Origin of the sequence: Phytobacter sp. V69 (assembly GCF_965644215.1) — a bacterium.
Taxonomy (GTDB): Bacteria; Pseudomonadota; Gammaproteobacteria; order Enterobacterales; family Enterobacteriaceae; genus Phytobacter.
In genome coordinates this window covers 1-11318 of record NZ_CBFFRL010000163.1, presented here as the reverse complement: position 1 = coordinate 11318, position 11318 = coordinate 1, and the positions used below count along the sequence as shown (strand labels likewise).

The following is an 11318-nucleotide window of genomic DNA, read 5'->3' as shown; positions in this document are numbered from 1 at the left end:
AATACAGCTCAGCTAAGGTAAGGCTAATACAGCTAAGGACTCCACTGAACCCCACCGATTAAATCGCACCTTCCCTATCAACACCAGCACCAATGCATTTGTGGGTATGGTGGGTATAAAAGGCATTCGGCGTACGTAAACATCCGGGATTTCCCCGGTGGCGCTGCGCTTACCGGGGCTACAACGCGCGTATATTTACGGTGCCGCATCGCCATCAAAAAACACCATGCCCTTGTACGGCTTCACGCGGCAGGCGGCCAGCCGCTGCGCGAGGCTGCCCACGTGGGCTTCCAGCTTGTGCCCGTCCGGGTCGAGAAAATAGAACGACTCCCCTTCGCTTTTGTTCTCTTTCCACGACGTCACGCCCGCATCCGCAAGGCGTGCTACAAACGCCGCGAAGTCATTTTCATCAAGGCTAAACGCATAGTGGGTGTAATCGCTCTCCTGCGGGGCGATGTAGTGCCGCTGCGCGTCCAGCGACAGGCAAAGCCACAGATCGTCGCAGCTCAGGTATGCGCCGTTATCCCAGCGCGCATGCAGGGGCAGCCCCAACAGGTGATGATAAAAACCGACGCTGCTGGCGATATCGCTGACCGCCAGCGTCAGGTGATTCAGGTTTTTTAGCATGTTGTTTTCTCAGCAGAAATTAAAGGCAGTCCAGAATATGTTGTCGCAGCCACTGATGCGCCGGGTCACGGTGCAGGCGCTCATGCCATAACATCAACATGTCGAACCCTGGCAACGGCAGAGGCGGCTCTACCACCTGCAACGTGGCCGTATTTTTCACCAGCCGCTCCGGCAACACGGCCACCAGATCGCTGTTTGCCAGCGTATCCAGCATAAACAGGAAATGTGGCACCGAGAGGACAACGCGCCGGGAAAGCCCATTTTTCGCCAGTACCTCATCCGTTATCGCGCTAAAGCCCCCACCTTCCGGCGACACAACCACATGTTCCAGTTGGCAAAACTGCGCCAGCGTCGGGCGGCGTTGTAATGCCGGATGATTCAGCCGCCCGGCCAGCACATAACGCTCGGTAAACAGCAGCCGCTGGTGCAGCGCGGGCGGCGATCCTTCGCGAAGATGGAAGATCAGATCGACATCACCCTGCTCCGCCTGGCGCAAAATCTGCGCGGGATTGAGTTCGTACAATGCCAGCCGGGTGCCAGGCGCTGCCGCCCGCAGGCTGTTGAGCGCAGGCAGCACCACGGCGGACTCGGTGTAATCCGTGGCCGCGATCCGCCAGGTCAGATCGGCACTTGCCGGATCAAACGGGCTACCGGACGACACGGCGCTTTCCAGCGCATCGAGGGCCTGGCGCAACGGCACTCGCAGCGCAACAGCGCGAGCGGTCGGCTGCATACCGCGCGGCCCCGGCAGCAACAGCGGGTCGCCAAAGATCTCCCGCAGGCGGGCAAGCTGCACGCTGACCGAAGGCTGAGACAAATTCAGCCGCTGTGCCGCCCGCGTCACGTTAAGCTCAGTCAGCAACACATCCAGCGTCGCCAGCAGGTTCAAATCCATCTTTCTGAAATTAACCATAACTATACCTGAGATATAAGTAATTAATTTCTACTATACCTTCCTGTTCATTACCGTGAAGTGACTTTTCCAACGTCAGGAACACACGATGAATATTTTGATTGTTGCCGCTTATCCCGAAGCTCACTCCCTGAACGGTGCGTTACATCGTTTTGCCACCAAGCATCTGAATGAAACGGGGCATCAGGTACAGGTTTCCGACCTCTATGCCATGAACTGGAAATCGCAGCTGGATGCCGACGACACGCTGGCCCCGCTGGCTGGCGAGCATTACCACCCGTCTCAGGATTCGAAGAAGGCCTTTGAACAGGGTCTGCAACGCGCCGATATCGCCACCGAGCAGGAGAAATTACGCTGGGCGGATGCGGTCATCTTCCAGTTCCCGCTGTGGTGGTTTTCGATGCCTGCCATCATGAAAGGCTGGTTCGACCGGGTATATGCCTGTGGTTTTGCCTACGGCGTGGGCGAGCACAGCGATACCCACTGGGGCGATCGTTACGGCGAGGGAAATCTGTCAGGCAAACGGGCGATGCTGCTGGTGACGGCAGGCGGCTGGGAATCACACTATAGCCCGCGCGGGGTTAACGGTCCTATCAACGATATTCTGTTTCCCATTCATCACGGGATGCTGTTTTATCCGGGCTTCGAGGTGCTGCCGCCGCTGGTGATTTATCGCACCAGTAAAACGGATGATGAGAAATATGCAGCGTATTGCCAGCAACTGGCACAGCGTCTGGACACGTTCTGGCAGGCAGAACCGCTGCCTTTCCGGCGGCAAAATGCGGGGGATTACGTGATTCCCGCGCTGACGTTACGCGAGGATATTGCTCCGGGTGAAGGCGGGTTTGGTGTGCATATGAAATCGTAATGCAGCCAGAAAAATAACCCGGATGCGGCGTTGCCTTATCCGGGCTACCACCGCACCGTCGTAGCCCCGGTAAGCCTCAGCGCCACCGGGGATTTTCCCGGATGCGGCGCTACCTTATCCGGGCTACCACCGCACCGTCGTAGCCCCGGTAAGCGTCAGCGCCACCGGGGATGTTCCCGGATGCGGCGCTGCCTTACCCGGGCTACCACTGCGCCTTCGTAGCCCCGGTAAGCGTCAGCGCCACCGGGGATGTTTCCCGGATGCGGCGCTGCCTTATCCGGACTACCTACCGCACCGTCGTAGCCCCGGTAAGCGTCAGCGCCACCGGGATTTTCCCGGATGCGGCGTTGCCTTATCCGGGCTACCACCGCACCGTCGTAGCCCCGGTAAGCCTCAGCGCCACCGGGGATGTTTCCCGGATGCGGCGCTGCCTTATCCGGGCTACCACCGCACCGTCGTAGCCCCGGTAAGCGTCAGCGCCACCGGGGATGTTCCCGGATGCGCGTTATTCCGGCTCTTTGACCTGGGCGACAAACGACGGGAGATCCCAGGTGCCGCCCGCGCGAATGTAGCGGCACATCCCGGTGGTGGACTCGCTGCTCTGGGTGAACGCTTTGCCGTCCCATACCCACTCAGCGGAAGCCCAGCAGTCGCCAATCCCGCGGCCACGCTGCCCCAGTGAGATCAGGCCATCGCTGTAATCCGACGCCGAATCGGTCACCAGCACCGGCTCACCCGCAAGTTTGCTGTCGATAACCCAGAAGCCATAACCTTCGTTATAGGCCGCGCGCCAGCAGAGAGTGGAAATCAGCGCATGGGTATCATTGAGCGGCGTCAGGTTGATATCGTTATCCGACTCATCCGCCTGCGGGTCTGGAGATTTCAGACGCTCACAGTTGGTATCTTTGGGCAGCGATGCAATCAATTTCGGCTTAAGCGCAGCGAGCTCCGTTTCATTGAGCACGCGCTCCTGCGCATCGCTGACTTTGGCAGCCTGAATCACTGGTGCCGCTTTCGCCGCCGGTACGCCGGTTTCCGGTTTATCGCCTTTCTTCACCAGCGCGCCTGAGGTATCCAGACGCCCCTGCACATCATCCATTTTCAGCAGTACCGCCGTCGCACCATCAACCGACAGTTCGAACGGTTTCGCACCGCCTTTAAATTCCACTTTGCCGCTGCCTTTTACCGCCTCGAGCAGCGCACTGGTCTGGGCGGGTGATAGCCGCCAGGTATCGCTGTCTTCCGGCTCAACTTCGCCAATCTCTTTGTCATCGATCCACAGGACCAATTTGGGCTGCGGCGCGGTCTCATCCGATTCCATTTCCGTCAGCACAACATCGACAACGAGCGGCGTATCCGCACCCGCTTTACGCACCAGCAGGACAGACCCGCTGGCTTCTTCTTCCTTGCTGTAACCTGCCGCCCGACAGGTCAGGGTATTGTCACAAACGACCTCCCAATCTTTGTGGTTAAACGTGGTGCTATTGTTCTCTGCCATTGCCGGCGCACTGAGCGTCGCTATCATCACCAGTGCGGCTTTATAACTCTTATTCATGCCGTTTCTCCGTATACACCATCGCCGACAGTGTGAAGAATTTAGCGCATTCGGAGAAGTGAAATTTTTTATACGATGAAAGGAAATAACGCAGATTTGCTCCCCCTCCCGGAGGAAGGGGATCGGGAGGCGGGAAATCAGTCCAGCTTCAGGTCGCCGTAGTTTTTCACTACGCGAGAAACGATGCCGTAATCGATCGCTTCTTGTGGGTTCATCCAGTAGTTGCGATCGGTGTCTTGTTTCACTTTCTCGACGGGTTGCCCGGTCGCATCGGCGATAAGACGGTTAACGCGATCCAGCATACGGATGATCTCTTTAGCTTCGATCTCAATGTCGCTCGCCTGACCACGCACGCCGCCCAGCGGCTGATGGATCATAAAGCGGGTGTTCGGCAACGCGTAGCGGTTCTCTTTTTTCGCCGCCAGGAAAATAGTAATCCCGGCGCTCGCCACCCAACCTGTACCAATGATGTGCACTTCCGGCTTGATGAATTTAATGATGTCGTGAATGGTATCCGCGGCTTCAACATGGCCGCCCTGGCTGTTCAGGTAGATTTTGATCGGCGCATCGCTGATCCCCTGCAACAGCAGCAGTTGGGTCACCACTTTTTCGGTCAGCGTCTGGTTAATCTCACCGGAGATAATGATCGAGCGCGAATCCAGCAACTTCTGCTGCATCATCTGCGTGACGTTGCCGCCTTCGTTCTCTTTCTTATCGTCGTCTTTACTGCCCATATAATTCATGGTGAATCCCCCGTAGTGATGATGGCATGATGGCATTAAGCATAGTCTACGCCATAAAAGGCGGAAAATAACAAGATGTTATCTCCGCGCTTTTGGTCGATCAATAACCCAGATCGTCACGACGCAATCCCAGGTCTTTCAACTGCTCATCGCTAAGGTTGCGTAAAATTATCCGCGTCTTGCGCTGTTCCCATTTTCTCTTCGCCCAATGCCACACCTGTATGAACCCGATAAACGGTTGTTTCGGTCTATTTTCAAAGAATTCCATCGTCTCTCTCCTCACCAGAACAGAGCCTTATTTTCGCCGGAATTCCTGTATGCAATACAGATGCAGAAATTACTTTTCTTTAACATACAGATCGCCTAAAACTGTATCTGAACGGCGTTTTTTTCCATCATCTGTACTGGTTTGAAAATCTGTATGGTGACAACGAAGGATACAGCATGACACGTTATGAAAATCTGGCCACTCTGCTGGCGGAGCGCATTGAGCAAGGGCTGTATCGTCACGGGGAGAAACTGCCGTCGGTCAGGAATCTGAGCCAGGAGCACGGTGTGAGTATCAGCACCGTACAGCAGGCGTATCAGGTACTGGAAAATCTCCAGTTGATCACCCCACAGCCGCGCTCGGGCTATTTTGTCGCCCCGCGTAAAGCCAAACCGCCTGTGCCCGCCATATCGCGCCCGGTTCAGCGCCCGGTCGAGGTCACGCAATGGGATGAGGTGCTCACACTGCTGGATGCCCGCTCGGATAAAGAGATGCTCAATTTTGGCGGCGGCGCACCGGACATTTCCCAGCCGACGCTGAAACCGCTGTGGCGTGAGATGGCGCGGCTGGTACAGCACAATCAGACCGATATTCTGAGCTACGACGCCCTGCAAGGACGGCGCGAACTGCGCGAGCAGATCTCCCGCCTGATGGTCGATAGCGGTACGGTGGTGGACCCGGAAGATATCGTGATTACCAACGGCTGCCACGGTGCGCTGAGCATCGCCCTGCTTTCGGTGTGTAAACCGGGCGATATCGTGGCCGTGGAGTCCCCTTCCTACTATGGCACCATGCAGTTACTGCGCGGTTTCGGCATCAAAGCGATGGAGATCCCCACCGATCCGGATACCGGAATCAGCATCGAGGCGCTGGAACTGGCACTGGAACAGTGGCCGATCAGAGGGGTGATCCTGGTACCGAGTTGCAGCAATCCGCAGGGTTCGATCATGCCGGATGCGCGCAAAAAAGCGATCCTGGCGCTGGCACAGCGGCACGATATTGTCATTTTCGAAGACGATATCTACGGCGAGCTCGTTGCCGATTATCCCCGCCCGCGCACCATAAAATCCTTTGATATCGATGGCCGCGTGCTGTTATGCAGCTCGTTTACCAAATCTGTCGCGCCGGGGCTACGCGTGGGCTGGATTATACCGGGCCGCTACCGCGACCGGGTGCTGCATATGAAATATGCCGCCATCGGCAGCACAGTACCCACCAATCAGCTGGCGATGGCGGCCTTTATTCGCGACGGTCACTACCATCGCCATATTCGCCGGATGCGTCAGTTTTATCAGCAGCACCTGGAAACCTATACCTGCTGGGTCCGTCAGTATTTCCCCTGCGAAATCTGCGTCACGCGGCCCAAAGGCGGCTTTATGCTGTGGATTGAACTGCCGGAAGGGGTAGATATGCTCTGCGTGTCGCGCCAGCTTTGTCGGCTTAAAATCCAGACCGCGCCGGGTTCGCTGTTTTCCGCCTCAGGGAAATACCGCAACTGCCTGCGCATTAACTGCGCCCTGCCGCTGACCGAAAAGTACCGTGAGGCGATCCAGAAATTAGGCGAAGCGATCCATATTGCGATGGAGGAGAGTTAATCACCCTTTCGCTCAGGGTGTTGCGATTGTCCCCGGTGGCGCTCACGCTTACCGGGGCTACAAAACCCCCGCGCTGTCACCTGGGAATCCGCATCGTCGCCCGGGTAAGGCGCTCCGCGCTGCCACCCGGGAATCCGCATCGTAGCCCGGGTAAGGCGCTCCGCGCTGCCACCCGGGATTCCACATCGTAGCCCGGGTAAGGAGCTCCGCGCCGCCACCCGGGATTCCGCATCGTAGCCCGGGTAAGGCGCACCGCGCTGCCACCCGGGACTTATCAAGACACTCAGAACTTATAAGACAAGCTGCCCACAATGCTGCGCTCGGCACCAAAATAGCAGTAAGAGAGCGAGTTACAGGCGGCGATATAGCTCTTGTCCGTCAGGTTATTGACGTTAACCTGTGCGCTCAGCCCTTTCAGGCCCACTTTAGACAGGTCGTAGCCCACCGCCAGATCCACCAGCGTATACGACGGCAGCGTATGCGTGTTCTGGCGATCCGAGGTAATGCCATTCACATAACGCACGCCGGAACCGACGGTCAGACCGTCCAGCGGACCACTTTTCACATCGTAGCTCAGCCATGCGCTGGCCTGGTTACGCGGTGCGTACACGGCGCGCTTGCCCTGCTCTTCCGGGCTGCTCTTCTTGTAGCGGATATCGGTGTAGGTATAGGCCGCCTGCAGGCGCAGGCTATCCGTTAACTGACCCACTGCTTCCAGTTCCACCCCTTCGGATTCGATCTCACCGATTGAACGGTACGGATCCGTTGGCTCTTCTTTGGTGGCGATATTCTTCTGGTTGATGCGGAATACCGACGCGCTGTACATCGTCTGGGTGCCTTCCGGCTCGAATTTCAGCCCGGCTTCCCACTGTTTCCCCTTCATCGGCTGCAAGATCTTGCCGTTTTCATCGGTAAAGCTGGTCGGCGTGAAGGCGGTAGAGTAGCTGACGTACGGCGCAATGCCGTTATCGAACAGATACAGTAATGCCGCACGGCTGCTGTAATGGCCTTGATCCAGGGTATCGCTGGTGTCGTTAAGCTTGTTGACGTTAGTGACCTTCACCTGATCGTGACGGCCGCCCAGCGTCAGACGCCAGTTGTTAAGCGACATCTGATCCTGCACGTAGATCCCGGTCTGCTCCAGCTTATGCTTCTCGCTACTGTACTGAACGATGTAGTCCGGATCCGCGCCATACACCGGATTGAACGCGTCGATCGCCGGGAATGCGCCGTAGTAACCCTTAGTGTTATTGCTACGACGCTGGTAATCCACACCCACCAGCAGGCGATGGTTAACCGGGCCGGTTTCCACGCTACCATCCAGTTGGTTATCCAGCGTGATCGCATTCATCTTCTCATCCGAGCCGGAATAGCCGCGGTTCAGCTCGGTATCGTTCAGCCAGCCCGCCGCATACACCTGATTCAGGTTCACTTTGGTATGCAGATAACGCAACTTCTGGCGTACCGACCAGCCGCTATCAAAGGCGTGTTCGAAGTTGTAGCCGACCATATTTTCACGGCGGTCATACTTGTCGTAATCGTCTTCACCTTCATAGAAGGTATTGGAAATTTTCTGCCCGGCATGAGACACAACGGTGCCTTCATACGGTAAGCCCGAATGGCTGCCGCCTTCCGGATCGCGATGCAGATAGGCCATCAGATCGAGGCGCGTATTGTCGGTGATGCGCCAGGTCAGGCTCGGCATCAGGGCATAACGCTCTTCTTTTAATGGATCGAACTGGGAATCCGCGTAGCGGGTCATGCCAGTTAAACGCACGGCAACGCGGTCGTTATCATCCACCGGTCCGGTCACATCAAAGGCCGCGCCGCGCTGGTTGTTATTCCCGGCGAACACTTTGATTTCGCCACCCGCGTCAAACGACGGTTTACGGGAATTCAGCGCCACGATCCCGCCTGGAGAAGAGCGACCATAGAGTACAGAAGCAGGGCCGCGCACCACTTCGATACTGTCGAGGAACCACGGGTCCACCACCAGCGAACTGTGCGAGTTGGTGTCGCCCATCATTTTCAGGCCGTCGAGATAGATGTTATCCAGACTGCCATCGGAGAAGCCGCGCAGGACAATGTAATCAAAGCGGTTGGACGCGCCAATCTGGTTGGCATAGACGCCCGGCGTGTAGCTTACCGCCTGACGCACGCTATTGGCCCCCTGCTCTTCATATTGCTCACGCGTCACGATAGAGACCGACTGCGGGGTTTCGATATCCGGCGTTTCCAGTTTGGTTGCGCCGCTTTGCATTTGTGAAGTCACCACCACCGTCTCTTCTTTTGTCGATGTGGTGTCCTGTGCCAGGACTATCGCGCTAAATCCACCCGTAATACAGCCAATCATCAGCGCCAGCCGCGTTTTTGCGAACATGAAAATCTCCAGAAGCCGTTATTATTGTAAATAAGAATTATTACCTTTTTGCCGGCGGCGGCAGCTATGCGCAATGACAAGAGACGTATGCGCGATGACAAAACACATCACAGTTACGGAACTTTGGTCTACAGGCACGTGAACGTCCGGATGAAGCGCAGGGATTAACAAGCGTGGCGCGCCTCTCCGGGCGTGATGCCATAGCGGCGGCGAAAGGCGGTGGAAAAATTGGTGGCGTGCTGATACCCCGACATCCACGCCGCCTGCTGCACGCTGTATCCCTGCGCCAGATAGCGGCGGGCCAGCTCGAGGCGGCAATCGCGAAGGTAATCAAACACCGAATGGCCATAGGCCTGGCGAAACTTGACCCGCAGGCTACTGCTGCTCATGGCCGCCAGTTGGGCGAGCTCCGTGAGGGTGTACTCTTTCTCTGGCTGTTGCTCCAGCATGCGACGCACCGTTTCCAGCCGATGCTGTTCCCCGCAGGGCGGCGCATAGCGTGGAGTGTGGCTTTCCAGACGATGAGACAGACCGTGGCCCAACAGTTGCAGCATCACCCCTTCGAGCATGAGCTGGCGCGACAGCCCCGGTACGCTGGATTGCTGGGTGTACTGCAAGCCCGAGAGCAAAAAGCCCGGCACCTGCCATAAGAATGTCGGCGCACCGCCGTTTTCCCACTGCTGGAGCAGCGCGGAAAGCAGCGGTGATTGCCAACAGCGCGCCGGGTCCACGCCCAGCGACAGCGTGCGTAAGTGATAGTCGGCAAGGTGGCTGGCGTTCATCACCTGCTGTTCACCGAGGCGCGAGGTAAACGCCATGCCGGAGCGCACCACAAACTCCTGACCGTTAACGCGCAGCATCACGCTGCCTTCCAGCACCACCAGCATATAAAGCGGGCAGCTGTGCAAGGAGGTGGTTTCATAGGGTTGCAGGACGCGAATGTCAGAGCTGGTGAGGTTCAAGCCGGATGAGAACGACATTTCCTCTACATCGCCCTGAATCACAATGTGTTTTTCTTTGTTGACGTCGCGGCAGGAAGAGAGTGACGGGAAACGGTAATCAATGCCGTAGCGTTCGCCAAACCCGATAAAGTCTTCAACGGAAAAGTGTCTTTTTTGCATAGCAGGCAGCCATTGTGATCCTGTCCAATGTTCAACATTCCACCGGGGATGCGCGAAAGTTTCCGGGTCGACGCCCTGAAAAACGCCTTACAGATTACCACTGGCGCTGCCAGGCGGCAATAATATTGAGAATTGTTCTCACCTTGAGTGAGATCCCGGATGCGTTTTCTCCCTCTCCCTCAGGGCTGAGGGAGAGGGCCAGGGTGAGGGTTGCTGGTGGCTCAAATGCCTGATTCCCGGATGCGGCGCAAACGCCTTATCCGGGCTACGACCAGTGCCCGATGTGAACCTCGATCCCTAGCCCCGGCAAGCTCAGCGCCGCCGGGGAAAAAGCGATATTATGGCAATATCATTACACGCATTTAATTAAGGCCAATAAAACCATCGTCACACACAAATATTATGGATATACTTATCCATAAATATTCCCAATGGCTTCTCGACACGTATCTCCTTAATTACCCCGCTACATTCTCCATTATTTCTCCACAATGTAGATTTTTGTAAATCCATATTATCTCCCCAGAAAATGCTTACCGCCTGGGGCAAAATTCATATATTCTTACGGCCAATGAGAACGATCATTCTCAAAACCACTTACCCGGAGCCCGGCATGCAACAAAAAATCTCGCAGCAAGAACGCCACCAGATCCGCCAGGACGAAATCATAGTCGCAGCCCGACACTGCTTTCGCGCCAGCGGTTTTCACGCTGCCAGCATGTCGCAAATCGCTCTGGAGGCTCAGCTTAGCGTTGGGCAGATTTACCGTTATTTCACCAGTAAAGACGCCATTATCGAAGAGATGATCCGTCGCATCATCGACTACCGTATCGCCGAAATGGAAGGCAAAACGCAGACCCGGCACCTCGCACAGGTGCTGGCGTGGCGACAATCGCTCAGCCATGACGATGACGCGCTGATGCTTGAAGTGGCGGCCGAAGCGACCCGCAATCCGCGCGTCGCGGCCATGATGGCAGAGGCCGATGCGCGCATGTACGAAACCGCCTGCGCCCATCTAAAAAAAACGCATCCGCACCTTGAAGATACCCATGTGCGCTGCTGCGTAGAGATCATGGCGTCGCTGATGGAAGGCACCATCTTTAGAAGCCTGACGCCGCAAAAATGCGATCCGGCGCAATTACACCAGATGTATCAGGACATAATACAGATGTTGTTCGCGAATTCAGATAATAAGTGCAACGCTCGGACATGATTGTGGAGAGTGTAGGAGGAAGGGTTAACTACCGA

At 56.4% G+C, this 11318-nt stretch carries 11 protein-coding genes; 4 read left to right on the top strand and 7 right to left on the bottom strand.

Annotation, left to right across the window (positions count from 1 at the left end):
* Positions 1-195: 195 nt before the first annotated feature.
* Complete coding sequence (locus tag ACSZPU_RS19260; protein ID WP_499002073.1) at positions 196-627, bottom strand: FosA family fosfomycin resistance glutathione transferase; 432 nt, start codon at positions 625-627, stop codon at positions 196-198.
* Positions 628-646: 19 nt separating this feature from the next.
* Positions 647-1540: a LysR family transcriptional regulator gene (locus tag ACSZPU_RS19255; protein ID WP_499002071.1), complete on the bottom strand. Its 894-nt coding sequence runs from the start codon at positions 1538-1540 to the stop codon at positions 647-649.
* 88 nt (positions 1541-1628) lie between these two features.
* On the opposite strand from ACSZPU_RS19255, the gene ACSZPU_RS19250 reads away from it, so the two are divergent.
* Together ACSZPU_RS19250 and ACSZPU_RS19245 are read left to right on the top strand one after the other, a co-directional pair.
* Positions 1629-2408, top strand: a complete 780-nt coding sequence (locus ACSZPU_RS19250; protein WP_499002069.1) for an NAD(P)H-dependent oxidoreductase — start codon at positions 1629-1631, stop codon at positions 2406-2408.
* Between the two features lie 170 nt (positions 2409-2578).
* Positions 2579-2869, top strand: a complete 291-nt coding sequence (locus ACSZPU_RS19245; RefSeq protein WP_499002066.1) for a hypothetical protein — start codon at positions 2579-2581, stop codon at positions 2867-2869.
* Positions 2870-2913: 44 nt separating this feature from the next.
* On the opposite strand, the gene ACSZPU_RS19240 is transcribed toward ACSZPU_RS19245, so the two are convergent.
* The 3 genes from ACSZPU_RS19240 to ACSZPU_RS19230 all read right to left on the bottom strand — a co-directional run bounded on the left by ACSZPU_RS19240 (position 2914) and on the right by ACSZPU_RS19230 (position 4974).
* Positions 2914-3963: a DUF1176 domain-containing protein gene (locus ACSZPU_RS19240; RefSeq protein ID WP_499002064.1), complete on the bottom strand. Its 1050-nt coding sequence runs from the start codon at positions 3961-3963 to the stop codon at positions 2914-2916.
* Positions 3964-4100: 137 nt separating this feature from the next.
* Complete coding sequence (locus ACSZPU_RS19235) at positions 4101-4697, bottom strand: ATP-dependent Clp protease proteolytic subunit (protein WP_499002075.1); 597 nt, start codon at positions 4695-4697, stop codon at positions 4101-4103.
* Positions 4698-4806: 109 nt separating this feature from the next.
* Complete coding sequence (locus tag ACSZPU_RS19230) at positions 4807-4974, bottom strand: DUF1127 domain-containing protein (RefSeq protein WP_499002061.1); 168 nt, start codon at positions 4972-4974, stop codon at positions 4807-4809.
* 176 nt (positions 4975-5150) lie between these two features.
* Here ACSZPU_RS19230 and ACSZPU_RS19225 point away from each other — a divergent pair, with 176 nt between their 5' ends.
* Positions 5151-6569 carry an aminotransferase-like domain-containing protein gene (locus tag ACSZPU_RS19225; protein WP_499002058.1) on the top strand — a complete coding sequence of 473 codons (1419 nt, stop codon included), beginning with the start codon at positions 5151-5153 and terminating at the stop codon, positions 6567-6569.
* 283 nt (positions 6570-6852) lie between these two features.
* On the opposite strand, the gene foxA is transcribed toward ACSZPU_RS19225, so the two are convergent.
* On the bottom strand, positions 6853-8949 hold the full coding sequence (gene foxA / locus ACSZPU_RS19220) for a ferrioxamine B receptor FoxA (protein WP_499002055.1): 2097 nt from the start codon (positions 8947-8949) through the stop codon (positions 6853-6855).
* Between the two features lie 164 nt (positions 8950-9113).
* The gene (locus tag ACSZPU_RS19215; RefSeq protein ID WP_499002052.1) at positions 9114-10070 is read right to left on the bottom strand and encodes a helix-turn-helix transcriptional regulator; all 957 of its coding nucleotides are present in this window, start codon (positions 10068-10070) and stop codon (positions 9114-9116) included.
* Positions 10071-10683: 613 nt separating this feature from the next.
* Between ACSZPU_RS19215 and ACSZPU_RS19210 the strand changes: the two genes are divergently transcribed.
* Positions 10684-11283: a TetR/AcrR family transcriptional regulator gene (locus ACSZPU_RS19210; protein ID WP_499002050.1), complete on the top strand. Its 600-nt coding sequence runs from the start codon at positions 10684-10686 to the stop codon at positions 11281-11283.
* Positions 11284-11318 lie beyond the last annotated feature (35 nt).